Origin of the sequence: Mycolicibacterium lacusdiani (assembly GCF_021916785.1) — a bacterium.
GTDB classification, from domain to species: domain Bacteria; phylum Actinomycetota; class Actinomycetes; order Mycobacteriales; family Mycobacteriaceae; genus Mycobacterium; species Mycobacterium lacusdiani.
This window is the reverse complement of sequence record NZ_JAKCFC010000002.1, coordinates 588,178-611,354: the sequence shown is the minus strand read 5'-3', so window position 1 is coordinate 611,354 and position 23,177 is coordinate 588,178. Positions and strand designations below refer to the sequence as shown.

Genomic DNA, 23,177 nt, shown 5'->3' with positions numbered 1-23,177 from the left:
CGCTGCTCCTCAGCCGACTCGGATGTCGTTGACGACCCGCGTGCCCGGCCACGCGTCGCCGACCGCGGACGTGACGTCTGCCTTCTGCTTCTCCGACTGCGCGGTGCCGGTCACCCGGACCGTGCCGTTCGCCAGCCGGAGGTCGAAACCGGTGACGTCGGGCGTCACGCTGAACACCCCGCCGAGCAGCGCGGCGTCGGGTGCCCGCACGTTCGGGTTGACCTTGATCTGGTCGACGACCGTAGCGCCGGGCAGCGCGAAGCGGATGGCGTCGACGAGTTCACGCTTCTGGTCCTCCGGCATCTCTCCGCCGAGGGTGTAGCCGTTGCCGGTGCGTGCCATCGAGAACGCCCCGAACGGCCCAGCGGGCGGCGCCGACGCGGAACTCGGCGGTGCCGGCGCGGCAGTGGCACTGGGCACCGGCGGCGGGGCCGACGGTTGCGCCGCGTCGTCCGACCCGCTGGAACCGGCCCAGCCAATCGCCGCGAGCACCAGCGGAACGATCAGCGCCCCGAGCACCCAGCGGATGCCCGGCGGCCTACGGTAGAGCTTCGACTCCGGCCGCCAGTCGCCGACGACGCGGTCCTCGCCGCTGTCCGACACGGGCGCCCTCGACTAGCGGACGTCGAGCAGATCGATGACGAAGATCAGCGTCTTGCCCGACAGCCGGTGTCCAGAGCCGGCCGGGCCGTAGGCCTGGGCAGGCGGGATGACGAGCTTGCGCCTGCCGCCGACGCGCATGCCGGGGATGCCGTCCTGCCATCCCTGGATCAGCCCGCGCAGCGGGAACTCGATGGACTCGCCACGGTTCCAGGAGCTGTCGAACTCCTCACCGGTGTCGTACTCGACGCCCACGTAGTGCACCCGGACGTTGCCGCCGGGCACGGCCTCGGCGCCGTCACCGACCTCCACGTCGGTGATGACCATCTCGCTGGGCGCGGGGCCTTCGGGGAATTCGATCTGAGGTTTCTGGTCGCTCGCCACGACTCAACCGTAGTCGGGCAGACTGAACGGATGGACAAGGACCACGACATTCTGAGCCGCGTCGACGAACTGGTCGCCGAGGAGCGCACGCTGCGCGAGAAGCTTCAGCACAAGGACATCGACGAGACCGAGGAGCACCAGCGGCTGAAGGCCGTCGAGGTGCAGCTCGACCAGTGCTGGGACCTGCTGCGCCAGCGTCGCGCCCTGCGCGAGTCGGGCCAGAACCCCGACGACGCCAGCGTGCGGCCCCCCGGCACGGTCGAGGGCTACCTGAACTGATCGGGGTGCCGGGATGACGCGGCACGACCGGTACGACGCCGTCGTCGTCGGTGGCGGCCACAACGGCTTGGTGGCCGCGGCCTACCTCGCCCGCGCGGGCAAGCGGGTGTGCGTGCTCGAACGTCTCGACCACGCGGGCGGTGCCGCCGTCTCGGCCCACGCCTTCGACGGCGTCGACGCTCGCCTGTCGCGGTACTCCTACCTCGTCAGCCTGCTACCCAGACGGATCGTCGACGACCTCGGTGCCGACGTCCGACTGGCTCGGCGCCAGTACTCGTCGTACACGCCGAACCCCGCCGACGGCGGCCGCACCGGCCTGCTCATCGGCGCCCAGAGTTCGTTCGACGCGATCGGCGCGGGCCGCGACGCCGAGGCATTCGCCGACTTCTACCGGCGTTGCGCCGAAGTGACGCACCGACTTTGGCCGACGCTACTCGAACCATTGCGTACCCGCTCGCAGGCGCGCGCGCTCGCCGCAGGCGACCCGGGCACCGACGCGACGTGGTCGGCGCTGATGGACCGGCCGATCGGCGAGACGATCACGGCGGTGGTCGCCGACGACGTCGTGCGGGGCGTCATGGCGACCGACGCCCTGATCGGCACCTTCGCCCGCACCGACGAATCGTCGCTGGTTCAGAATGCCTGCTTCCTCTACCACCTGGTGGGCGGCGGGACGGGCGACTGGGACGTGCCGATCGGCGGCATGGGCGCCGTCAGCGGGGCGCTGGAGGCGGCGGCATCCCGGTTCGGCGCCGAGATCGTCACCAGCGCAGAGGTCTTCGCGGTGACGCCGGACGGTGACGTCTCCTACCGCGACGCCTCGGGCGAGCACCGGGTGCACGGCGACGTGGTGCTCGCAGGCGTCACGCCCACCGTGCTGGCCGGGTTGCTCGGCGAGGCTGCGCCGGACTCGGCACCCGGCTCGCAGCTGAAGGTCAACCTGATGCTGCGACGGTTGCCGCGGCTACGCGACGAGTCCGTGCACCCGGAGCAGGCGTTCGGCGGCACGTTCCACGTCAATGAGGCGCTATCACAATTGGATTCGGCCTACGACGCGGCGGCGGCGGGCGGCATTCCCGACCCGCTGCCCTGCGAGATCTACTGCCATTCGCTGAGCGATCCCAGCATCCTGTCCGATGACCTGCGACGCTCGGGTGCACAGACGCTGACGGTGTTCGGGCTGCACACCCCGCACCACCTCGGGGCTTCGAGCCGGGTTCTGACCGATGCGGTGCTGGAGTCGCTGAACGCCGTTCTCGCCGAGCCGATCCAGGACGTCATCCTCGCCGACGGGCACGGGGAGCCGTGCATCGAGACCAAGACCACGGCCGACCTGGAGGACACCCTGGGCATGACGGCGGGACACATCTTCCACGGCGGGCTGTCGTGGCCATTCACCGAGGACGACGATCCGCTGGACACACCCGCGCGCCGGTGGGGCGTGGCGACCGGTCACGATCGAATCATGCTGTGCGGGTCGGGATCTCGCCGCGGCGGCGCGGTGTCGGGCATCGGCGGCCACAACGCGGCGATGGCGGTGCTGGAGGGCTTTCGATGAGCGCTCGCGCGAAGAGCGAGGGCTAGCGCGCCGTCAGCTTGGCCAGGACGTCGCGCAGCGCCCGCAGGTCGTCGTCGTCCAGCGCGGCGATGGACGGCGGCGCGGGATCCTCCACGCGGTCGATGCGGGCCACGACGTCGCAGCCCGCCTGGGTCAGGGAGACCAGCTTCGAGCGCCGGTCGGCCGGATCGGGCGTGCGGACCACCAGACCACGGTCCTCCAGATCGTTGATCGCCACCGTCGCGGCCGGGGCATCCATCATCGTGACCTCCGCGATCTCGCGCAGCGACATGGCCTTTCGCGCCAATCGGCGTAGCACCCGGATGCGGCTGAACGGCAGGCCGGAGGTCTCGATGACGTCGCGCTTCCAGCCGTCACGGTTGTCGAACACCACGGCCGCCATCGCGCGCCACACCTCGTCGGCGAGTGGGTTAGCGGACACGGGCGTCCTCCTCGGCGGTCGCCGGCTTGCCCGCGATCAGCGGTGCCAGCCGCTCGGCGGAACGCAGCGCCCGCGGTGACGTCGACACGACGCCGATGCCGAAGACCACGACACCCAGTGCGACGCAGACGAACCACAGTGGCCGCGCCGCGGACGCGAAGTCGATGCCGCTACCGGACAGCGCTCCCCCGGCCACCGATCCACACAGCGCCACGCCGATGCTCACGCCCACCTGACGACTCGTCGACGTGACCGCGGACGCGGCGCCCGCCCGGTCCAGGGGCATACCGCTCACCGCGGCATTGGTGATGGGCGCGTTGACCATCGAGAAGCCGATGCCGAAGATGGCGAACACCACGATCAGCTCCCACACCGGCGTCGTCGCGGTCAGGAAGGTCAGCATGATCGCCGCCGTCGTGATCAGCACGCCGGCCGCCAGCAGGGACGGCCGTGCGCCGTAGCGGCCCACCAGGCGGCCGGACAGGGGCGAGAACACCAGTGCGCCAATGGCGATGGGCAGGTAGATCAAACCGGTGTGCATCGCCGAGTAGCCGCGTTCGCCCTGCAGGTAGAGCGACATCATGAACAGGAACGCACCCCACGCCGCGAAGGCGCAGATCGCGGTCACCGTCGCTCCCGTGAACGGGATGCTGCGGAAGAAGCGCAGGTCGATGAACGGGTCGTGCCGTTGCGCCTCGTAGCGGACGAACGCGGCCAGCGCGGTGGCGGCCACCACGGCGATCGCGATCACCAGCGGATGGGCCCACCCCAGGCCCGGGCCCTCGATGAGCGCGAACACCACGCCGAACAGGAACACCACCGCCAGCGCCTGGCCGATCGGGTCGACGTTGCGCATCGTCAGCGACTTGGTCTCGGGCACGAAGACGGCGGTCAGCACGATCGCCAGGGCGCAGATCGGCAGGTTGATCCAGAACACGGCGCGCCAGCCGACCGTCTCGATCAGCAGACCGCCCACGACCGGGCCGAGAGCCATCGAGATGCCGACCACCGCACCCCAGAAGCCCAGCGCCCGAGCCCGCTCCACGCGGCCGGTGAACACCTGCGAGATGATGGATAGCGCAACGGGATTGAGCATGGATCCGCCGATCGCCTGGAGCAGGCGGGCAACGATCAACGTCTCGATGTTGGGGGCGAGGCTGCACAGCAGCGACCCGATGGCGAAAACCGTCAGACCGATCTGGAACACCCGCCGCCTGCCGAACCGGTCGCCCATCGCACCCGAGAGCATGAGCAGCGACGCCAGCACCAGGGTGTAGACGTCGACGATCCACTGCAGCTGCGACGAGGAGGCGTGCAGGTCGTCGCGGATCGCCGGGATCGCGACGTTCACGATGGTGGCGTCCATCGACACGATGAGCAGGCTCAGGCAACAGGAGACCAGGACGATGGCCTTGCGCCGAGGCGTCAGCGTGCCAATGGTTTCATTCACACAACCATTGTGTATTTACAACTATCTAGATCGCAACCAGGTGTGGCCGAGCAGACACCAACTCGCACTCGAAGGGCCCCGATAGTGCGAGTTGGTGTCTGCTCGCGGTGCTAGCGGCCGCCGATGTCGGCGTAGTCGCGCTCGGTGTACCCCGTGTAGATCTGACGCGGGCGGCCGATCTTGCTGGGCTCGTCGTGCATCTCACGCCAGTGCGCGATCCAGCCGGGCAGCCGGCCGAGCGCGAACAGGACCGTGAACATGCGCGTCGGGAAACCCATCGCGCGGTAGATCACGCCGGTGTAGTAGTCGACGTTCGGGTAGAGCTTCCGCTCGACGAAGAAGTCGTCGGTGAGCGCGATCTCCTCGAGTTCCTTCGCGATGTCGAGCAGCGGATCCTGCACGCCGATCTTGGCGAGGATCTTGTCGGCCTGCTCCTTGACGATGCGGGCGCGCGGATCGTAGTTCTTGTAGACCCGGTGGCCGAAGCCCATCAGCTTCACGCCGTCTTCGCGGTTCTTGACCTTCTTCACGAAGGTCGCGACGTCGTCGTCGCCGTCGCGGATCTTCGACAACATCTCCAGCACAGCCTGATTGGCGCCGCCGTGCAGCGGACCCCACAGCGCGTTGATGCCGCCCGAGATCGAGGTGAACAGGTTCGCCTGCGACGAGCCGACGAGGCGCACCGTCGACGTCGAGCAGTTCTGCTCGTGGTCGGCGTGCAGGATCAGCAGCATGTCCAGGGCCCGGACGATCTCGGGGTCCACCTCATAGGGCTCGGCGGGGAAGCCGAACGTCATCCGCAGGAAGTTCTCCACCAGGGTCAACGAGTTGTCCGGGTACAGGAACGGCTGCCCCTCGGACTTCTTGTACGCGTACGCGGCGATCGTCGGGAGCTTGGCGAGCAGTCGGATGGTCGACAGTTCGACCTGGCCCTTGTCGAGCGGATCCAGCGAGTCCTGGTAGTACGCGCTGAGCGCGTTCACCGCGCTGGAGAGCACCGGCATCGGGTGCGCATTGCGGGGGAATCCGTCGAAGAACCGCTTGAGATCCTCGTGCAACAGGGTGTGCCGCTGGATCTGGTTGGTGAACTTCTCGAGCTGATCGGCGGTGGGGAGTTCCCCGTAGATCAGGAGGTAGCTCACCTCGATGAAGGTCGACTTCTCGGCGAGCTGCTCGATCGGGTAACCGCGGTAGCGCAGGATGCCCGCGTCACCGTCGATGTAGGTGATCGCACTCTTGGTCGACGAGGTGTTGACGAACCCGCCGTCATAGGTGGTGTAGCCCGTCTTGGCCAGCAGCGATCCCAGCGCGATCGCGTCGGATCCCTCAGTCGCCTTGACGATGTCCAGGTCGATTTCGCCGCCCGGGTAACGGAGCGAGGCGACCTCGTCGGAACTGGCGTTTTCGGGCACGTTAACCCCTTCTACGGTTGTCGACCGGATCTAGGCTGTCCGTCACCACAGAAAGGTAGTCGCTATGCCACGGGCGCGCTCGTGTGGGGTTCGCTCTCGGGGTCCTGCTGGCCGACCGACGGCTGCCAGGTCCTGCGGAACACTGCGACGGTCGCGCACAGGCGATCACGGATGATCTTGGGTTCGATCGGGTCGTTGCCCGGTCGGCCGAGGCCGGCGAACGAGTCGGAGAACAGGATCGCCCACGTATCGGTCACCAGCGTGACGGCCCGGTCGCCCTCGGGCACGCCCATCCGCCGCGCCATCACGCCCATCGTGGCCCTGTTCGTGACGTCGTGCCGCAACGCCAGCGCCGACGCGCGGTAGGACGTCGAGCCGTTGATGATTCGGATGAGCATCGCCATCCGGCGGAACCCGGGCGTCTCGTACTCGTCCCTGCCGGTGAACACCTCAAGCGACGCACCGAGCAGCGCCTCGTACTCCGTGATGCCGAGCGGCTGCTTCTCCATCGCCTCGGCCATCAGGTCGTCGAGGTCGTCGGTGATCGCCGCGACGACGGACTCCTTGTTGGGGAAGTACCGGCTGAACGTGCGGGGCGCCACGTCGGCGGCCGCCGCTATCTGGTCGACCGTGGTGTTGTCGAAACCCTGCCGCACGCACAGCTCGGCCGCCGCCTCGATGAGCGCGGCGCGGGTCCGACGTTTCTTCCGTTCGCGCAGCCCGTCGAGCGGCAGGTCAGGCATGCCCCAGGCCCGGATCCGTCGGCCGGGGCAGATCCGCAGCGAACATCGCCACCTGTTCGAAGGCGTCGTTCAGGCGGTCCACCATGACCTGGGGGCCGAGGCGCACGGTGTCGGTGTCGGCGATCAGGTCTCCGCAGGCAGTGACGATCGTCGAGGCGAACACCGCGCTGACGAGCCGCCGACGCCGGTCCTCGATGTCGACGCCCATCCGCTTGGCGATCAGCACCTCGGTGGCGTCGTGCTTGAAGTCGAACGCGGCCTGCTTCAGCGCATCCGAGGCGTTGATGACGCGCAGCATGAGGATGATCCGGTCGGTGGTCAAACGGCCCACCTGACGCGCCGCGACGCGGGTCAGGACGGCGACGTGCGCCTGCCGCTGCGCCTCGAGCGGGCCCACCTCCGCGGGAATGGTCTCGAGTTCGACCGCGACCTCGTCGGAGTAGTCGGAGATCAGCGTGAGGAACACCGCGTCCTTGGTCGCGAAGTAGCGGCTGAACGTCCGCGGCGACACGTCGGCCGCAGCCGCGATCTGCTCGACGGTCGTGCTCTCGTAGCCATGCTTGAGGCAGAGGTCCATGGCGGCATCGATGAGTGTGGCGCGGGTGCGCTGCTTCTTGCGTTCACGCAAGCCGGGGACGATGTCCTCCGCCAGTTCAGACACGCGCGAAATCGTAATCCGGTTTGATGTGATTTCCCTAAGTCGTCAGCCCGGATACGCGGTACCGCACGAACGCGGGCACCGCGAGCGTCGCGATCACCACCCCCACCACGACCAGGACGCCGCCCCCGGCTGCTGCCGCCGTGGTGCCGACCGCGGCCGCCGCAGCACCGTGCAGTGTGTCGGCGACCCGCGGCCCGCCCGCCACCACCACGATGAAGACCCCCTGCAGCCGGCCGCGCAGTTCGTCGGACGCCGCCTGCTGCAGGATCGTGTTCCGGAACGCCGACGACACCATGTCCGCGGCCCCGCCGACCACGAGGAACGCCACCGCGAACCAGAGCAGGGTGCCTGCACGGCCATCACTGAGACCGCACGCGAGCCCGAAGCCCACCATCGCCGCGCCCCACACCACGATCGCGGTCACCACGGCGAGGCCCTGGCGACGGATGCGCGGCAACCAGCCGGAGAACACCCCACCCGCGACCGCGCCGATCGAGATGCCCGCCGCCAGCAGCGCCATCGTGGTGCCGCCCTCGATCGGGCCGCCGAAGCTCTCGTGCGCGATTTGCGGGAACAGTGCCCGCGGCATGCCGAAGATCATCGCGATCAGGTCGACCACGAACGACATCAGCACCACCGTGTTGCCTGCGAGGTACCGAAAGCCGTCGAGGACGGCGCCGACGCCCCACCGCGACGACCCCCGTTCCAGCGACGTCGCCGGGATGCGGCTGAGCCGGTACGTCGCCCAGATGGGCAGCACGCAGGTGACGGCGTCGATCAGATACAGCGTTGACAGGTCGACCCAGCTCAGCATGATGCCTGCCAGCAGTGGCCCCACGATCGAGCCGAACTGCGTCACCGTCATGTTGAGGGCATTGGCCGCGGGCAACTGGTCACCGGGCAGGATGCGCGGGATCGCGGCCGCCCTGGTCGGCGAGTTGATGGCGTAGAACGCCTGCTGAAAGGCCAACAGGCACAACACCAGCCAGACGTTGTTCACCTGCAGCGCCGCCTGCAGCCACAGCAGCACCGACGCGACCGCCAGCCCGCAGGAGGCGATCAGCAGCAGCGTCCGGCGGTCCATCGCGTCGGCCAGGGCACCGCCCCACAGCCCGAACACGACGAGCGGGACGAGCGCGAAGACGCCCGCAAGCCCGACGTATGCGGAGTTCTGGGTCAGTGCGTACAGCTGCACCGGAACCGCGAACAGCGTCAGCCCGGCGCCGATGACGGTGGGAATGCCCGCCCACCACAGCCGCGCGAAGTCCTGGTTGCGCAGAGGGGTGGTGTCGGCGAAGAGCCGCGCCACCGCTAGGGCTGGAGCCGGGTCACCCGGCCGCCCGCGACGTGAATGCGGTTGTGCAACCGGTTCTCCCGGCCCTGCCAGAACTCGATTTCCTCGGCCGCAACGTGGTAGCCGCCCCAGTGTGGCGGCACCGGGACGACGTCGTCGTCGGCGAACCGGGCGGTGACGTCGGCCAGCTGCGCCAGGAGCGCCTCACGCGAGGCGATCGGGCTGGACTGGTGTGAGGCCCACGCCCCGAGTTGAGACCCGCGCGGCCGCTTCGACCAGTACTCGGCGGTGACCTCAGGCGCGACCTTGGTCACCGTGCCGCGGACGTGGACCTGGCGGCCCAGCCCGTACCAGGGGAAGGTCGCCGACGCCTGGGGATGGGCGTTCAGCTGCGCGCCCTTGGCCGAGTCGTAGTTGCTGTAGAACACGATGCCGGTCTCGTCGACGCCCTTGCACAACACCGTGCGGGTGACGGGCCATCCCCGCTCGTCGACGGTGCCGACCACCATGGCGTTGGGCTCGACGACCCCGGCCCGCTCGGCCTCGGCGATCCAGGTGCGCAACAACGTGATCCAGCCGGTCGCGGGATCGTCGCCGAGCCAGTCGACGTCGAGGTCGGCACTGCCGTCCTTCTCCACCGAGCCGTACTCCACCCGCATCCTGACCAGGTGTTCGCGATCGTCGTCGGGCATGGGTTTCGGCACCCACCAGACGCTACGCCCGCACGTTCGCCAACCCGTTACCGGCCGGTAGCGGTGGCGCGGCACACGGGTGCGAGAATTCGGCCATGAGCGGCATGCCAGGGGTTCCCGACGACTTCGTCGAAGGCTTGGAAGGCGTGGTGGCCTTCACCACGCAGATCGCAGAACCCGACAAGGACGGTGGCGCACTGCGCTACCGCGGGGTCGACATCGACGAGCTGGTGAGCCGTCGCGTCACGTTCGGTGACGTGTGGGCCCTGCTCGTCGACGGCGAGTTCGGCAACGGGCTGCGGCCCGCCGAGCCGTTCCCGCTGCCGATCCACAGCGGCGACGTGCGCGTCGACGTACAGGCGGGGCTCGCCATGCTGGCGCCGATCTGGGGGTATGCCCCGCTGCTCGACATCGACGACGCCACCGCCCGCGACCAGCTGGCTCGCGCGTCGGTGATGGCACTGTCCTACGTCGCGCAGTCGGCGCGCGGAATCCACCAGCCCGCAGTGCCGCAGCGCAACATCGACGAGTGCGACACCGTCACAGCGCGTTTCATGACGCGATGGAAGGGTGACCCCGATCCCCGCCACGTCGAGGCGATCGACGCCTACTGGGTGTCGGCGGCCGAGCACGGGATGAACGCCTCGACGTTCACCGCCCGCGTGATCGCCTCGACCGGGGCGGACGTCGCCGCCGCACTGTCAGGAGCGGTGGGCGCGATGAGCGGACCGCTGCACGGCGGGGCACCCGCGCGCGTGCTGCCGATGATCGAAGAGGTTGAGCGCAGCGGTGACGCCCGCGCGGTCGTGAAGGGCATCCTCGACCGCAAGGACAAGTTGATGGGCTTCGGGCACCGGGTGTACCGGGCCGAGGACCCGCGGGCGCGCGTGCTGCGGGCCACGGCGCAACGGCTCGCCGCGCCGCGGTTCGAGGTGGCCGCCGCGCTCGAACAGGCCGCGCTCGCCGAGCTGCGGGAGCGCCGCCCCGACCGCGCCATCGAGACCAACGTCGAGTTCTGGGCAGCAGTCATCCTCGACTTCGCAGGCGTGCCGCCGCAGATGATGCCCGCGATGTTCACCTGCGGCCGCACCGCCGGGTGGTGCGCGCACGTCCTCGAGCAGAAGCGGCTCGGCAAGCTGGTGCGTCCGGCCGCGATCTACGTCGGGCCCGAACCACGCAGCGTGGAGACCGTTGCCGGCTGGGACCGCGTCACGACGTCGTGATGGCGCCGACGTACACCGCTGCGGCGGAGGCGATCACGGATCTGGTGCGACGGATCCCGGACGACGCGTGGGACGGTCCCGGCCTCGGCGACTGGGACCTGCGGTCGCTCGTCGGGCACGCGTCGCGGTCATTCGTCACGGTCAGCACCTACCTGCGCGCCCCAGCCGAACGCGAAGACCTCGCCAGCGCCGTCGACTACGTCGCACGCCTGCGTGAGATGGCCGCAGGCCTCGGCGCGGCCGACGTCGTCGAACGCGGCAGACAGGCCGGCCGAGACCTCGGCGCCGACCCCGCCGCTGCCGTCGACGCCCTGGCGCGCGCTGCTCTGTCCGATACTGCGGATGCGGGTGACCCGCTGATCACCGTGATCGGTGGCCTCGGCATCCGGCTGAGCAACTACCTGCCGACCCGGACCTTCGAACTCGCGGTACACGGGCTCGACATCGCCCGGGCCGCAGGCATCTCACTCGTCCTTCCCGACGAGGTGCTCGAGGAGGCCACCGTGTTGGCCACCCGGGTCGGCGTCGCGCTGGGCCACGGCGAGACGGTGCTGCTTGCGCTCACCGGGCGGGCGCCGCTCACCGAGGGTTTCTCGGTGGTGTGACGGCCGGCCGGGTGTGACCCGCCGTTCGATGGGCATACCCCGGGACATGACGATTACGAGTGGCGACGTACGCCAACTGTTGGAGTCCGACGACGACGCGGTGCTGGTGCTCATCGAGGGGCGGGCCGAGGTCGTCCGGGGTGACGAGGTCGACGACGACGCTCATCGCGGCGCACTACAGGTGATCTCGCGCGCCGATCTGCTCGAGCGCACCGGCAGCGCCGAGCTGTCCGAGCACGAGCTGGAGGAGCAGGCGGGGACCCTCGACGCGACGGTGTCGGAGCTGGGCGGCTGAGCCGACCATTGCGATGAGTTTCCGGCGTCGGCAGGGTCGGTAGTGGTGAACCTCCTCGAAAGGAACCAGCCATGACCCAACCCGCCACGTCCTACATCGCCCCGCACCTCGTCGTCGACGACGCGGCCGCCGCCATCGACTTCTACGTCAAGGCCTTCGGCGCCACCGAGTACGGTCGCGTCCCGGGTCCCGGCGGCAAGCTGATCCACGCCGCCCTCGACATCAACGGCTCGATGGTCATGCTCAACGACGACTTCCCCGAGATGAGCGACGGCAAGTCGACGACGCCGACGTCACTCGGCGGCACCCCGGTGACCATTCACCTCCAGTTCGCCGACGACGTCGACGCGAGGTTCCAGCGCGCGCTCGACGCGGGCGCCACGGTCGTCATGCCGCTCGAGGAGCAGTTCTGGGGCGACCGCTACGGATTGGTGCGCGATCCGTTCGGCCACCAGTGGTCGCTCGCGCAGACCGTCCGCGAGGTCAGCATGGAGGAGATGACCGAGGCGATGAAGCAGGACTCATAGCTGGGGCACGTAGCTGCCGAGCAGACCGGTCGGCAACGCGTTGGCGGTCGTGATCGAACTGATCGCCTCGATGCTCGCCGGCTTCGGAGTCCGCTCCAGTTCGGGCGTGGTCGGATCGGATCCGTACAGCCCGAACTGGAGGTGGTACCCGTCGGCCCATTCGAGGTTGTCGACGAACGACCAGTAGGTGTAGCCGCGGATGTCGGTGCCGTGCGCAAGCAGGTCCTGAACCACCGCGAGATGGTTGACGATGTAGCCCGGCCGCTTCGTGTCCTCGTCGTCGGCGATGCCGTTCTCGGTGATCCACACCGGCTTGCCGTACGACGCCGCGATTTCGAGCACCTCGCGGAAACCACCCGGATCGATCGGCTGGTTGAAGTCGCTGCACGTCGGCGACTCTGCCGCACACCGGATCGGGAGGCCGCGCAGGAACGGGAAGCCCGGCACCGGCGCGAGGCCGAAGCCCTGCATGGGCTGGGACCCGTAGTACTGCACGCCCAGCCAATCCACCTTGTCGGTGAACTCGGCGTGGACTTCGTTGACCGTCTTCACGCCGTCGAGGTTCGCGTCGACCCAGCCGTCGATCACCGCGTTCGGAAACCAATCGTTGTAGAACTGATTCCACGCATCGGCAGCCTGCACGTCCAGCGGATTCCTCGGGTCCGAGGGGCGCGCCGGAATCATGTTGTTGGTGAAGCCGACGAACGCCGCCTGCTGGCCCGCCGTGGCGACCGTCGTGTCCCACTGGTGGAGTGCGTCGTATGCACCGACGTGACCGGCGGCCTGGTTGACCAGGAACGTCGCGGCGAGGTCCGGCCGGATCACGCCGGGCGGCCACGCGGGCACCAGACCCGGGATCGCGAAGAACTGCGTCAGCACCGGCGGGAACGGCTCGTTGATCGTGGCCCAGTTGTCCACCTGGTCGCCGTACTTCCACGCCAGATAGGCGGCGTACTTGCGGAATTCGATGGGTGTGCTCGGCGACAGCCAGCCCGCGGCCTGCGCGGGCAGACCGAGCTGGATCAGCGGCCGGGCCGCGATCGGATCGTGGATCCACGACGGCAGCGCGAAGTGGACGACCGTGACCATCGGTTCGAGATCGTGCGCGCGCAGCGAGGTGAGGACGTCACGGTAGTGCGCAACCTCCGCCTGATTCGCCAAGGCGTCCATCGCCTGCAGATCCGCGAGGGTGATCTCCCCGCCCTGGTCCGAGACGTTGACCTGCGCAGTCGAATTCGGGAAGATGCGGCTCCACTCGATGCTCATCCGGAACGTGTTCATGCCCAGTTCCTCGCGCGCGAGCTGGGCATCGCCGTCGTACTTCACGTAGGCGCCGGGACCGTTCTCGGGAACGCCGTTCGTCAGCCCGAGGAACTGGATGATCGGGTCGTGCACCCACTTGTACCAGTCCGAGTTGGGGTCGACGGGTGAGCCAGGGCCGCCCTCGGCCTGGAATCCTGCGTGTGCGACACCCCAGTGAAAGCCGTCGGGGAACGACAGGTCGATGCCGTCGACCGGGCTGACCGTCACCGTGATGGTCTTCGCGACGCGATGTCCCGCACCGGGATTGAGGAAGTTGCCGAGGATCGGCACGAACTGCAGTAGGCCGAGCGGACCGTGCACGTGCAGACCGGCAGCCGCGTCGTCGACGACCACGGTGAACCGGTCGACGCCACCGACAGCGGCCATTGCGTTGGTGGGCCGGTAGGTGAACGTGCCATCCGCCGCGACGGAGACCACTCCGCCGTTGAGCGGCCTGCCCACGACGTCGATGGTGTGGGCGTCGCCGTCACCGTCGCCGATTCCGAGGTGACCGGTCACGACGACGTCGCCGTCGACGTTGAGGCTCTGGGTGTTCTGGCTCGCGTTGTAGGTGATGGTGGGCGTCTGATTGAACAGCTCGCGCCGGACCCACGCCAGCAGCGCCCACGGTGACGGGTCGGCGGGCAGGGCGGGCATTCCCGCGGCGAACGGACTGAGCACCGCGCTGACGAGACTCGACACCACCCCGGTGACGTACGTGACCACGCTGATCGGATCGAACGCCGTGGGCCACGGCCGCAGCGATGGCACGGCGGGTGGAGGCGTCACGGCAAGTGCCGTCGGCGCGACTCGAAGGGTCGTGGGATGGTCGGGCGCCGCGCGGGTGACCACCTCGGTGGCCACTACCGAAGTGACGGGCTCGGCTGCGGGCGGGGACACGTCGTCGGTGTCGGGCTTGGAGGGCGATGACTGCTCGCGCGCCGGCTCCCGTTCGACGGTGGGCGTCTGAGTCGGCGCCGGGTCGTTCTCGTCTTCCTCTTCGTCTTCGTCGTCCGTCGAGCCGCTGGTGACGGCGCCGCCGGTACTGACCGTCACGCCGGGCGGCGCCTGACTGGTCGTGGCACCGGTCTCGGGGTCCGCCTCGGTGTCGGTGTCCAGGTTGGTGTCCAGGTCGGCGTCCGGGTCCGGGTCGGGCTCGGCATCGGAGTCCTGGTCGGCTGCCGGGGAGTCGACGGGGTCGGACTGTTCCGCCGCGTCCCGAGTCGACTCCGAGGACGTCTCCGACGACTCCGAGGTGGGCTCGGCCCATGCCACTCCGGGGGCGGTCAGCACGGCTGCCCCGACCCCCAGCGCGACGGCCAGCGTGCCCACCCGACCCACGTATGCCGATGCACTCATGCAGTCTTGCTATACGCCCGATCGCCGAGGCAACGGGTGTTTCGCAAAACTCGCCGGGTGCTACAGGCCGGCTGCTATAGACCCAGGCCGGCCAGGAGGCGTTCGCGCATGGACGGTTTCGGCGCCGTCGCGGCGGCGGCGAGCATGTCGGAGATCTCGGTGAACTTGTCCCGCGGCCGGTCGTCGCCACCACGGGCGACCTCGGCCGCGTCGATGGCCTTCCAGCCCGCGACGTCGACCAGTTCGGGCTGGCGAGCCCGAATCAGCCGGTCGAGGTGGACCGACCTGCCACGCGGATCGCGAAGCGCGCCGGCGTTGAAGTCGGCCACCAATTCGTGGACGGTCTGCGCCGCGCAGGACTTGTTCGTGCCGATGAAGCCCGTCGGACCTCGCTTGATCCAGCCGGCCACGTAGGTGCCGGGTGCTCCGACGACGCGACCGGATTCGTTGGGCACGACCCCGGACTCCTCGTCGAACGGGAGGTCGCGGATCGCTCTGCCGCGGTAGCCGATCGAGGTGAGCACCAGCCCGGCGCGCAGGGTGCGCACGTCGTCGCCACCGGTCACGGCGAAGGCCATGCCCTCGACGCGATCGGTGCCGAGCACCCGCTGCGGCGTCATCCGGTAGGCGAACCTGATGCGCGGACGGGTGGCGGGGGCGTCGGCGTCACCCAGCTTGGCGAGCACCTCGAGCTTGTTGCGGGTCAACGGATCCGTGCAGTCGGCGAGGTCCTGCCGAACCAGTTCGTGGTCGTCGCGGTCGAGCACGACCTCGTGGGTGGCCGTCAGCCCGATGAGTTCCGGAAGCGTGAACGCGGAGTCGGCGGGGCCTCGGCGGGCCGCGATCACCACCTCGCGCACCTTCGAGTCGCGCAGCGCCGCCAACGCATGGTCGGCGATGTCGGTGCGGGCGAGGTCGTCGGGATCGGTGGTGAGGATCCGCGCGACGTCCAGCGCGACGTTGCCATTGCCGATCACCACGACCCGCTCGTGGCCGAGATCGACCGGCAGATCAGCGAATTCGGGATGTCCGTTGATCCACGCGACCATCTCGGTCGCCGTCCCGGTACCCGGCAGGTTCATGCCCTCGACGTCGAGCCGCTTGTCGTTGGGCGCACCCACCGCGTACAGCACGGCGTGATGGTGTTCGAGCAACTCGCGATGACTGACGTGGTTGCCGACCTCGACGTTGAGGTAGAACGTGAACCCCGGCAACCGCGTCGTCCCGTCGAACAGCCGGGTCACGCGCTTGGTCGTCTGATGATCCGGGGCCACCCCGGCGCGGACCAGACCATAGGGCGTCGGCAGCTTCTCGAATACGTTGACCTCGACGCCCTGCTGGGTGAGCAGCTCGTCGGCGGCGTACATCGCCGCGGGGCCGGAGCCCACGATCGCCACTCGCAGCGGCCCGTCGCCACGCTCCACCCTGGGTGCCTCGAGCACCGGCGCCAGCTTCGACGTCGGCGGCAGCTTGCCCTCCCGCTTGGGATAGAACGCCGCGTTCAACTCAACGAACGGAAGCTGCGCGGGCTCCAGCTTCGTGTCGGGCGAGATCGCCCCCACCGGGCACGCCGACACGCACGCCCCGCAGTCGACGCACGCCACCGGGTCGATGAACAGCATCTCCGCGGTCGCGAACCCGGGCTCGTCGGGCGACGGATGGATGCAGTTGACCGGACACGCGTACACGCATGACCCGTCACTGCAACACGATTGGGTGATCACGTGGGGCATTTTTAGACCCCTACGCGACGGCGACGACGTGCTGGCGCTGCGGCTCGCTGCGGTAGCGGCTCGCCGGTCCGTCGATCTTGCAGATCCGCCAGATCAGCTTGGCCAGCGGGTTCATCAGGCCAGTCTCGTGGCACAGCATCCGGACGTCACCGAACGTGTCGCGCAGGAACTGGCGGCCCTGCGGAAGGTCGAAGAAGATCTCCTTCTTCACGGACTTCGGGATGTCGAACTCCTCCCAGAAGGCCTTCGGCGGCACGACGATCGCCTGACACAGGACGCGCATGATGATCGGCACGTGCAGCGACAGCACGAAGCGCTTGAAGCGACCGGTGCTCGTCACCCGCTTGTGCAGGTACTCGTGGGCGAACGAGATGTGGCGGGCTTCCTCGGCGACGTGAATGGCCATGACGCGCTCCATGATGGGGTGCAGCGCCTTGCCCTCGCGCAGGACGTTCTTCTGGATGTGGTCGATGGGCTCCTCGCCGGCGAGCACGCCGAAGAAGAACACGATCGGCAACGGGCCCGCGGCGAGCGGGATGAGCTGCGACAGCCACTTCAGCATGCGGGGCATGCCGGGCACGTCGATGCCGATGCGGTTGACCATCTCCTGGAACATCAGGGTGTGGTTGCACTCCTCGACGGACTCGTGGAGACAGTAGCGGTACTCAGGCGAGCCGTTGGGCACCCAGAACGCGTAGTTCATCAGGCCGCGGATGAGGATCGACTCGAAGTGCAGGCCGACCTTCGCGACGTTGGCCTGGCGCCACATGCCGATCTCGATCTGACGTTCCTTGGACTGCGCCTGGTACCAGGGGTGCCTGCCGAACGGGTCGGTGGCCGGAAGGATCCAGCGCTCGTCGTTGGGGATCACCGCGAACTCGGGAGAATCCCAGTCGATGTCGCCGTAGGGGTTGAAGTTGCGTCGCACCGAGCCCGCGGAGAGCGTCTCGAGCTTGTTGACGTACGCGGTGTCGTCGGTGACGTCCATGTTCTTGCGCCACCGCCGGATGAGGCGGGTGCGTGCGGGCTTGGGTGGGGTCTTGACGACCATGATCAGCCTCCGATGTCTCGTGGAACGATTTACATTCGCCTGCTGCTTGTCTAAGACGGTACCGGAGGTCCCAGGAATTGAACAGGGCGTTCGCGGCGATGTGGCGTCGCCGCGTTATCCACATCACATGTGACTCAGTTCACACGCTATGAGCGTCGAGCGTGGGCCGTGCGTACGCTCACGGACCGTTTCGCGTGCGTAGGACCCACGCTCGACGGCGAAGCAGCCGGAACTAGGCTTGACCGCATGTCCGACGCCGATCTGACCATCCCCGCCGACCTCAAACCCGCTGACGGACGGTTCGGATGCGGTCCGTCCAAGGTGCGGCCCGAGCAGCTGCAGGCGCTCGCCGCGGCCGGTGACCTGTTCGGCACGTCGCACCGTCAGGCCCCGGTGAAGAACCTCGTCGGCCGGGTCCGCGACGGCGTCCGGCAGCTGTTCTCGGTGCCCGACGGCTACGAGGTCATCCTCGGCAACGGCGGGTCGACGGCGTTCTGGGACGCGGCCGCCTTCGGCCTCGTCGACAAGCGCTCGCTGCACCTGACGTTCGGCGAGTTCAGCGCGAAGTTCGCCTCCGCCGTGAAGGCGAACCCGTTCGTCGGCGACCCCATCGTGATCAAGGCCGACGCAGGCAGCGCGCCCCAACCACAGTCGGATCCGTCGGTCGACGTCGTCGCCTGGGCGCACAACGAGACCTCGACGGGCGTCGCGCTGCCCGTGCAGCGGCCCGAGGGCGACGCCCTGGTCGTCATCGACGCAACCTCAGCCGCAGGTGGCCTGCCGGTCGACATCGCCGACACCGACGCCTACTACTTCGCGCCGCAGAAGAACTTCGCCTCCGACGGCGGGCTGTGGCTTGCGGTCATGAGCCCCGCCGCACTCGCGAGAGTCGAGGCCATCGCCGCCTCCGGACGCTGGGTGCCCGACTTCCTGTCGCTGCCCATCGCGATCGACAACAGCCTGAAGAACCAGACCTACAACACCCCGGCGATCGGCACCCTGGTCCTGATGGCCGAGCAGCTCGACTGGCTCAACGGCAATGGCGGCCTGGACTGGGCCGTCGCGCGAACCGCCGACTCCTCGCAGCGGCTGTACTCCTGGGCCGAGGCGACGAGCTACGCGACGCCGTTCGTGACCGATCCCGGCCTGCGGTCGCAGGTCGTCGGCACCGTCGACTTCAACGACGACGTCGACGCGGCGGCAGTGGCCAAGGTGCTGCGGGCCAACGGCATCGTCGACACCGAGCCGTACCGCAAGCTGGGCCGCAACCAGCTCCGCATCGCGATGTTCCCCGCGGTCGATCCCGACGACGTCAGCGCGCTCACGGCGTGCGTCGACTGGGTCGTCGAGCGCCTCTGACCTCGTGCAATACCCCGGGGGCCAGCGTGTCGCCACGGTTACGAGTCGATAACGCAGTAGGGTCACGCGTTAGCCCCTAGGAGGTGGATATGCGCGAATTGAATGTCGTCGGACTCGACGTGGACGGCAAGAGCGTCATCTGCGAATCAGCCGAATCGGGCGAGAAGTTCCTCCTGATCCCCGACGGACGGCTGCACGCTGCCCTCCGCGGCGACAGGGTGGGTTCGAGCAAATTCCAACGCGAGGCCGAGGACTCAGACGTGTTGCGTCCCAGAGACATTCAATCCCGCATCCGGGCAGGCGCCTCCCCAGAGCAGGTCGCCGAGGCCGCTGGCGTCGACCTCGCCCGGGTCGAGCGGTTCGCCCACCCCGTGCTGCTGGAGCGCTCACGGGCAGCCGAACTCGCCACCGCCGCGCACCCGGTGCTGGCCGACGGCCCCACCGTGATGACACTGCTCGAGACCGTCACCACCGTGCTCATCTCGCGGGGTCTCGATCCCGACGACACCAACTGGGATGCCTGGCGCAACGAGGACGGCCGCTGGACCGTGCAGCTGTCCTGGAAGGCAGGCCGCTCCGACAACGTGGCGCACTTCCGGTTCAGCCCGGGCTCGCACGGCGGCACCGTCACGCCGTTCGACGACTCGGCCGCCGAGCTGGTCGACCCCAACTTCCACCGGCCGCCGCTGCGCGCGGTGGCACCGGTGCCCGCAGCCATCGCGGCCGAAGCCGAGCCCGAACTCCCGCTCGAGGTCCCCGTGCCTGCACCCGCTCAACCGGAGCCGCAGGAGCAGCCGGCGAAGCCCGCACGCGCACGGCGTCGCAAGCCCGAAGTGCCCGCCTGGGAGGACGTCCTGCTCGGCGTCCGCTCGGGCACGCAGCCCTGATCGCGGGCTAACCGCCCAGTGTGATCGCGAGCAGCGCCAGCCACGCGGCTGCCACGCCCACACCGCCGCCCAGCACGAACCACCGCCACACCGGACGGGCGCGCCACCCCCACACCGTCGGCGCCAGACCGCCGACGGCCACCACGTTCAGTCCCAAGGCCAACATCGGGTGGACGCGGATCAGGCCGAGGCTCAACACGATGAGCGCCGCCGCCGTCACGGCCGCGACGAACGCGGCCACGGTCAGGCCGGTGCCCCACGGTGTCGCTTCACCCTCCATCACCTGTCATCACTCCCCTGGTCGCTGCGCTCCTGCCCGCCGGATTGATTCCCCGGGTCGCTGCGCTCCTGCCCACCGGACCAAACCCTAGCCCGCTCATAGAACGCCAACGCCGCAGCCGTTGCGACGTTCAGGGAGTCCGTGCCACGCGACATCGGGATGCGCACCCGTTCGTCGGTGGCCCGCATCGCCCGCTCGCTGAGCCCCGGTCCCTCGGCCCCGACGAGCATGGCCACCCGGTCGTCCGTCAGGTCGGCCATCGCATCGGCCAGCGTCCTGGCAGCTGGGTCCGGCGTCATCGAGAGCAGCCGAAAGCCCTTGTCGCGCAACGTCGCCAACTCGTCGGGCCACTCCGGCGCCCACGCATACGGCACCAGCAGCGCGTGTCCCATCGACACCCGCACCGCGCGCCGGTAGAGCGGATCGGCGCAGCCGGTGCCGAACACCACCGCGTCGACGTCCAGGCCCGCCGCGTTGCGGAAGATCGACCCGAGGTTCTCGTGGTCGTTGACGCCTTCGAGGACGGCGACGGTGCGCGCGTCGGCGATCACCTCGTCGACGGTCAGTTCGCGGGGCCGCGGCGCCGCGCCCAGCACGCCCCGGTTGAGGTGGAACCCGATCACCTCGGCCATCACCTCGGCGCTCGCCCGGTAGAAGGGAGCAGCCGTGACCCGCAGGTCGTCGGCCAGTTCGCGCAGCCTGCGGTCGGTGCCGAGGAACGCCCGCGGCGTGAACCGGGAAGCGAGCATGCGCTGCACCACCAGCACGCCCTCGGCGATCACCAGACCCTTGCCGCTGGGCAGATCCGGTCGGCGGTCGATGCTGTTGAGGTCGCGGAAGTCGTCGAGCCGCGGATCGGCGGGATCGTCGACGTCGACGACGTTCGGTTGCCCGGTCACGCGCCTTCGTCGACGATCGCGCGCATGAGGTCGGCGGCCTCGAGCAACGTCTGACGTTGCGGCGCAGACAGTTCCGCGAGCCGCTGCTGCAGCCACTCCCGGCTGGCGCGCCGTTCCGCCTCGATCAGATCGGCTCCGGCGTCCGACACCGACACCAGCACCTGGCGCCCGTCGTCCGGATGCGGGGTGCGGTCGACGAAGCCGAGATCGACGAGCGAGGCGATCACCCGCGTCATCGACGGCGGGCGCACCCGCTCGCGCACCGCCAGCATGCCCGGCGTCATCGGCCCCTCCTTGGACAGCGTCGCCAGCGCCGACAATTGCGATAGGGAGACCGGAGAGTCGGGCCTGCGGAACCGGAGTTGCCGCGCGAGCCGCACCACCGCCAAGGACAAATCGCTGGCCAGGCGTGCGTCGGCGTCGCTCACGAGCATTGACAGTACCGACAGCACTTTCTCGGCGGTCGCAACCACGCTCGATTCGCCTCTGTCGCCGGTGCGGTCCGTCGGAATGCATCGACTACGTTTGGTCCAAATGGCCGAGCAAACCCCCAGCACCGAATCCAGCGCCGAAGCCCCGCAGCCGCCGCCGCTGCCCGCCGGGCTGCTGCGCGTTCAGCCCGCCATCGCGGCCATCGCCGTGGGCTGGCTCGTCGCCGTGATCCTGGCGTTCACGGTGCCCGCCCTGCACGACTGGCGGCCCGTCACGATCGCTGGACTCGGCGTGGGAGTGTTTGGCACCTCGCTGTTCTTGTGGCAACGTGCCGCGGTACGACGCGGCTCCCGTGGCGCGCAGACCGGCCTGAACTGACCGGGCCAGACCAGGAGAAACCGATGGCAGAACCACTGTTGCAAGCCGAGATCGAGATCGCCGCACCGCCGGCCAAGGTATGGAGCCTGGTCTCCGACCTCCGCAAGATGCCGCAGTGGAGCCCGCAGTGCCGGCTGATGAAGTCGTTCGGCCCGCTGCGCCAGGGCGCCAAGACCATCAACCTGAACCGGCGCGGCCTGCTGTTCTGGCCGACGACCAGCCAGATCACCGAGTTCATCCCCGGGCAGAAGTTGGCGTTCCGCGTCAACGAGAACAACACCATCTGGTCCTACGAGCTGGAGCCCACCGCCACCGGCACGCGCCTCGTCGAGACGCGGCACGCCGAGAATGGCGTCAAGGCCGTGTCGAACGCCTTGGTCAACGCGGTGATGGGCGGCGTCCCCAGCTTCGAGCGGGAGCTGCTCGAGGGCATGAACCAGTCGCTGACGCGCATCAAGGCCGCCGCCGAAACGGGCTAGGCCCGAGTTCAGGACTCGGTGAGGTCCAGCACGCCGTCGTCGTACGGGTCGAACATCGGCGACCCGATCTGCGCGGGTGGCGGCGTGTCCGAGTGCGCGCCACAGCCGTAGTCGATGGCGACGACGTGCCCGTCGGCCGACATCTCGTTGGCGCACACGCCGAACAGCGTGCCGAGCGACCCCGTCAGCTTCATGTAGTACGCGCAGTCGCGGCACACCCGTTTCGTCGAGCGGGCCATCGCCGACTGTGGCCCGTAGTCGCCGTCGTACCACCGCTGCGCTGCCTCGGCCCGACCCAGCGGGCTGAGCAGCTGCTTGCGGCCGAGTCCGATCTCGCCTTCGAGGTCGTCCAGCTCGTCGTCACCGGTCGACTGGTATCCCGGCACCAGGCGCGGGTCGTCGATTGGAGGCGCAAGCAGGTCCCCCGGGCTCAGGTCGCCCGGCTGGACGCGTTCGTGCCAGGGCACCCATGCAGGCGCGAGCAGCGCCGTCGGCCCCGGGACGAGCACGACCTCGCTGACGGTCGCGTGGTCGGCACCCGGATACGCGGCCACGACGACCGCCCACTGCCACCCCTGGTAGCCCGGCATCACGGCCAGGAAGCGGTGCGTCGCTGCGGTCGGATCCTCGAAGCTCGCGCCGAGGTATTCGCCGACCTGCTCCTCGCCGTCGACACCACCTTCGATGATCGCCGCGCGGGCCAGGTCGACGGCGCCCGTCAGCACCGCGGTCAGTTCCGCGGGTCGCTCGGTCTCGTCGCGTCCAGGGTCCTGCTCGCCGCCGTCCGGCGAAGCGGACGCGGCGTCATGCTCGGCGGGTTCGGTGATGCTGTCCATCGCGGTCGATTCTGCCT

General features: G+C 69.0%; 26 protein-coding genes. 10 read left to right on the top strand and 16 right to left on the bottom strand.

Annotation, left to right across the window (positions count from 1 at the left end):
• Positions 1-9 precede the first annotated feature (9 nt).
• Both arfA and LOK44_RS07915 read right to left on the bottom strand, forming a co-directional pair.
• Entirely contained in the window at positions 10-603 is a 594-nt protein-coding gene (gene arfA, locus LOK44_RS07920) for a channel-forming protein ArfA/OmpATb (RefSeq protein ID WP_237569432.1), read from the bottom strand.
• A 12-nt stretch (positions 604-615) separates the two neighbouring features.
• A complete protein-coding gene (locus LOK44_RS07915; RefSeq protein WP_237569788.1) occupies positions 616-927 on the bottom strand; it encodes an FKBP-type peptidyl-prolyl cis-trans isomerase in 312 nt (103 codons plus the stop codon).
• A gap of 87 nt (positions 928-1,014) precedes the next feature.
• Between LOK44_RS07915 and LOK44_RS07910 the strand changes: the two genes are divergently transcribed.
• Together LOK44_RS07910 and LOK44_RS07905 are read left to right on the top strand one after the other, a co-directional pair.
• The gene (locus tag LOK44_RS07910) at positions 1,015-1,263 is read left to right on the top strand and encodes a DUF2630 family protein (RefSeq protein ID WP_237569431.1); all 249 of its coding nucleotides are present in this window, start codon (positions 1,015-1,017) and stop codon (positions 1,261-1,263) included.
• 13 nt (positions 1,264-1,276) lie between these two features.
• On the top strand, positions 1,277-2,821 hold the full coding sequence (locus LOK44_RS07905) for a phytoene desaturase family protein (protein WP_237569430.1): 1,545 nt from the start codon (positions 1,277-1,279) through the stop codon (positions 2,819-2,821).
• A 22-nt stretch (positions 2,822-2,843) separates the two neighbouring features.
• Here the strand turns inward: LOK44_RS07905 and LOK44_RS07900 are convergent, their stop codons facing one another.
• The 7 genes from LOK44_RS07900 to pdxH all read right to left on the bottom strand — a co-directional run bounded on the left by LOK44_RS07900 (position 2,844) and on the right by pdxH (position 9,515).
• Positions 2,844-3,263 carry a MarR family winged helix-turn-helix transcriptional regulator gene (locus LOK44_RS07900; RefSeq protein ID WP_237569429.1) on the bottom strand — a complete coding sequence of 140 codons (420 nt, stop codon included), beginning with the start codon at positions 3,261-3,263 and terminating at the stop codon, positions 2,844-2,846.
• A complete protein-coding gene (locus LOK44_RS07895; protein WP_237569428.1) occupies positions 3,253-4,713 on the bottom strand; it encodes an MFS transporter in 1,461 nt (486 codons plus the stop codon). Before LOK44_RS07895 ends, LOK44_RS07900 begins: the two co-directional genes overlap by 11 nt.
• Before the next feature lie 110 nt (positions 4,714-4,823).
• Positions 4,824-6,125, bottom strand: a complete 1,302-nt coding sequence (locus tag LOK44_RS07890) for a citrate synthase (RefSeq protein WP_237569427.1) — start codon at positions 6,123-6,125, stop codon at positions 4,824-4,826.
• Between the two features lie 62 nt (positions 6,126-6,187).
• A complete protein-coding gene (locus LOK44_RS07885; protein ID WP_237569426.1) occupies positions 6,188-6,868 on the bottom strand; it encodes a TetR family transcriptional regulator in 681 nt (226 codons plus the stop codon).
• On the bottom strand, positions 6,861-7,529 hold the full coding sequence (locus tag LOK44_RS07880) for a TetR/AcrR family transcriptional regulator (RefSeq protein WP_237569425.1): 669 nt from the start codon (positions 7,527-7,529) through the stop codon (positions 6,861-6,863). The genes LOK44_RS07885 and LOK44_RS07880 overlap by 8 nt, the downstream gene beginning before the upstream one ends.
• A 34-nt stretch (positions 7,530-7,563) precedes the next feature.
• Positions 7,564-8,838: an MFS transporter gene (locus tag LOK44_RS07875; protein WP_237569424.1), complete on the bottom strand. Its 1,275-nt coding sequence runs from the start codon at positions 8,836-8,838 to the stop codon at positions 7,564-7,566.
• Positions 8,839-8,840: 2 nt separating this feature from the next.
• The gene (gene pdxH / locus LOK44_RS07870; protein WP_237569787.1) at positions 8,841-9,515 is read right to left on the bottom strand and encodes a pyridoxamine 5'-phosphate oxidase; all 675 of its coding nucleotides are present in this window, start codon (positions 9,513-9,515) and stop codon (positions 8,841-8,843) included.
• A gap of 104 nt (positions 9,516-9,619) precedes the next feature.
• Between pdxH and LOK44_RS07865 the strand changes: the two genes are divergently transcribed.
• The 4 genes from LOK44_RS07865 to LOK44_RS07850 all read left to right on the top strand — a co-directional run bounded on the left by LOK44_RS07865 (position 9,620) and on the right by LOK44_RS07850 (position 12,165).
• A complete protein-coding gene (locus LOK44_RS07865) occupies positions 9,620-10,738 on the top strand; it encodes a citrate synthase 2 (protein ID WP_237569786.1) in 1,119 nt (372 codons plus the stop codon).
• Positions 10,738-11,343: a maleylpyruvate isomerase N-terminal domain-containing protein gene (locus LOK44_RS07860; RefSeq protein WP_237569423.1), complete on the top strand. Its 606-nt coding sequence runs from the start codon at positions 10,738-10,740 to the stop codon at positions 11,341-11,343. The genes LOK44_RS07865 and LOK44_RS07860 overlap by 1 nt, the downstream gene beginning before the upstream one ends.
• A 46-nt stretch (positions 11,344-11,389) precedes the next feature.
• The gene (locus tag LOK44_RS07855; RefSeq protein WP_237569422.1) at positions 11,390-11,638 is read left to right on the top strand and encodes a hypothetical protein; all 249 of its coding nucleotides are present in this window, start codon (positions 11,390-11,392) and stop codon (positions 11,636-11,638) included.
• A gap of 71 nt (positions 11,639-11,709) precedes the next feature.
• Entirely contained in the window at positions 11,710-12,165 is a 456-nt protein-coding gene (locus LOK44_RS07850; RefSeq protein WP_237569421.1) for a VOC family protein, read from the top strand.
• On the opposite strand, the gene LOK44_RS07845 is transcribed toward LOK44_RS07850, so the two are convergent.
• The 3 genes from LOK44_RS07845 to LOK44_RS07835 all read right to left on the bottom strand — a co-directional run bounded on the left by LOK44_RS07845 (position 12,160) and on the right by LOK44_RS07835 (position 17,610).
• Entirely contained in the window at positions 12,160-14,826 is a 2,667-nt protein-coding gene (locus tag LOK44_RS07845) for a family 1 glycosylhydrolase (protein WP_237569420.1), read from the bottom strand. The genes LOK44_RS07850 and LOK44_RS07845 overlap by 6 nt on opposite strands.
• Before the next feature lie 74 nt (positions 14,827-14,900).
• On the bottom strand, positions 14,901-16,559 hold the full coding sequence (locus LOK44_RS07840) for an FAD-dependent oxidoreductase (RefSeq protein ID WP_237569419.1): 1,659 nt from the start codon (positions 16,557-16,559) through the stop codon (positions 14,901-14,903).
• A gap of 10 nt (positions 16,560-16,569) precedes the next feature.
• A complete protein-coding gene (locus LOK44_RS07835; protein ID WP_237569418.1) occupies positions 16,570-17,610 on the bottom strand; it encodes an AurF N-oxygenase family protein in 1,041 nt (346 codons plus the stop codon).
• A 246-nt stretch (positions 17,611-17,856) separates the two neighbouring features.
• On the opposite strand from LOK44_RS07835, the gene serC reads away from it, so the two are divergent.
• Together serC and sepH are read left to right on the top strand one after the other, a co-directional pair.
• Entirely contained in the window at positions 17,857-18,969 is a 1,113-nt protein-coding gene (gene serC, locus LOK44_RS07830) for a phosphoserine transaminase (protein WP_237569417.1), read from the top strand.
• Positions 18,970-19,058: 89 nt separating this feature from the next.
• Entirely contained in the window at positions 19,059-19,856 is a 798-nt protein-coding gene (sepH, locus tag LOK44_RS07825; RefSeq protein ID WP_237569416.1) for a septation protein SepH, read from the top strand.
• A gap of 7 nt (positions 19,857-19,863) precedes the next feature.
• On the opposite strand, the gene LOK44_RS07820 is transcribed toward sepH, so the two are convergent.
• Genes LOK44_RS07820 through LOK44_RS07810 form a run of 3 tightly spaced genes read right to left on the bottom strand, consistent with a single transcriptional unit; the run spans position 19,864 to position 21,463 of the window.
• Positions 19,864-20,136, bottom strand: coding sequence for a DUF2537 domain-containing protein (locus LOK44_RS07820; protein WP_237569415.1), 273 nt, complete (start codon positions 20,134-20,136; stop codon positions 19,864-19,866).
• Positions 20,136-21,035: a TrmH family RNA methyltransferase gene (locus LOK44_RS07815; protein ID WP_237569414.1), complete on the bottom strand. Its 900-nt coding sequence runs from the start codon at positions 21,033-21,035 to the stop codon at positions 20,136-20,138. Before LOK44_RS07815 ends, LOK44_RS07820 begins: the two co-directional genes overlap by 1 nt.
• Positions 21,032-21,463, bottom strand: coding sequence for an Rv0880 family HTH-type transcriptional regulator (locus LOK44_RS07810; protein WP_237569785.1), 432 nt, complete (start codon positions 21,461-21,463; stop codon positions 21,032-21,034). Before LOK44_RS07810 ends, LOK44_RS07815 begins: the two co-directional genes overlap by 4 nt.
• 106 nt (positions 21,464-21,569) lie before the next feature.
• On the opposite strand from LOK44_RS07810, the gene LOK44_RS07805 reads away from it, so the two are divergent.
• Both LOK44_RS07805 and LOK44_RS07800 read left to right on the top strand, forming a co-directional pair.
• Positions 21,570-21,845, top strand: a complete 276-nt coding sequence (locus LOK44_RS07805) for a DUF2530 domain-containing protein (protein WP_237569413.1) — start codon at positions 21,570-21,572, stop codon at positions 21,843-21,845.
• Positions 21,846-21,868: 23 nt separating this feature from the next.
• Positions 21,869-22,324 (top strand): SRPBCC family protein, encoded by a 456-nt coding sequence (locus LOK44_RS07800; protein WP_237569412.1) that lies wholly within the window; start codon positions 21,869-21,871, stop codon positions 22,322-22,324.
• A gap of 8 nt (positions 22,325-22,332) precedes the next feature.
• Here the strand turns inward: LOK44_RS07800 and LOK44_RS07795 are convergent, their stop codons facing one another.
• Positions 22,333-23,160 (bottom strand): DUF3027 domain-containing protein, encoded by an 828-nt coding sequence (locus LOK44_RS07795; RefSeq protein ID WP_237569411.1) that lies wholly within the window; start codon positions 23,158-23,160, stop codon positions 22,333-22,335.
• Positions 23,161-23,177 lie beyond the last annotated feature (17 nt).

Coding starts and splice junctions, on each gene's coding strand:
- LOK44_RS07910 (WP_237569431.1), top strand. CDS start 1,015: ATGGACAAGGACCACGACATTCTGAGCCGCGTCGACGAACTGGTCGCC.
- LOK44_RS07795 (WP_237569411.1), bottom strand. CDS start 23,160: ATGGACAGCATCACCGAACCCGCCGAGCATGACGCCGCGTCCGCTTCG.
- LOK44_RS07805 (WP_237569413.1), top strand. CDS start 21,570: ATGGCCGAGCAAACCCCCAGCACCGAATCCAGCGCCGAAGCCCCGCAG.
- LOK44_RS07915 (WP_237569788.1), bottom strand. CDS start 927: ATGGTCATCACCGACGTGGAGGTCGGTGACGGCGCCGAGGCCGTGCCC.
- LOK44_RS07820 (WP_237569415.1), bottom strand. CDS start 20,136: ATGGAGGGTGAAGCGACACCGTGGGGCACCGGCCTGACCGTGGCCGCG.
- LOK44_RS07800 (WP_237569412.1), top strand. CDS start 21,869: ATGGCAGAACCACTGTTGCAAGCCGAGATCGAGATCGCCGCACCGCCG.
- LOK44_RS07885 (WP_237569426.1), bottom strand. CDS start 6,868: ATGCCTGACCTGCCGCTCGACGGGCTGCGCGAACGGAAGAAACGTCGG.
- LOK44_RS07855 (WP_237569422.1), top strand. CDS start 11,390: ATGACGATTACGAGTGGCGACGTACGCCAACTGTTGGAGTCCGACGAC.
- LOK44_RS07905 (WP_237569430.1), top strand. CDS start 1,277: ATGACGCGGCACGACCGGTACGACGCCGTCGTCGTCGGTGGCGGCCAC.
- LOK44_RS07850 (WP_237569421.1), top strand. CDS start 11,710: ATGACCCAACCCGCCACGTCCTACATCGCCCCGCACCTCGTCGTCGAC.
- LOK44_RS07840 (WP_237569419.1), bottom strand. CDS start 16,559: ATGCCCCACGTGATCACCCAATCGTGTTGCAGTGACGGGTCATGCGTG.
- LOK44_RS07835 (WP_237569418.1), bottom strand. CDS start 17,610: ATGGTCGTCAAGACCCCACCCAAGCCCGCACGCACCCGCCTCATCCGG.
- serC (WP_237569417.1), top strand. CDS start 17,857: ATGTCCGACGCCGATCTGACCATCCCCGCCGACCTCAAACCCGCTGAC.
- pdxH (WP_237569787.1), bottom strand. CDS start 9,515: ATGCCCGACGACGATCGCGAACACCTGGTCAGGATGCGGGTGGAGTAC.
- sepH (WP_237569416.1), top strand. CDS start 19,059: ATGCGCGAATTGAATGTCGTCGGACTCGACGTGGACGGCAAGAGCGTC.
- LOK44_RS07865 (WP_237569786.1), top strand. CDS start 9,620: ATGCCAGGGGTTCCCGACGACTTCGTCGAAGGCTTGGAAGGCGTGGTG.
- LOK44_RS07860 (WP_237569423.1), top strand. CDS start 10,738: ATGGCGCCGACGTACACCGCTGCGGCGGAGGCGATCACGGATCTGGTG.
- LOK44_RS07845 (WP_237569420.1), bottom strand. CDS start 14,826: ATGAGTGCATCGGCATACGTGGGTCGGGTGGGCACGCTGGCCGTCGCG.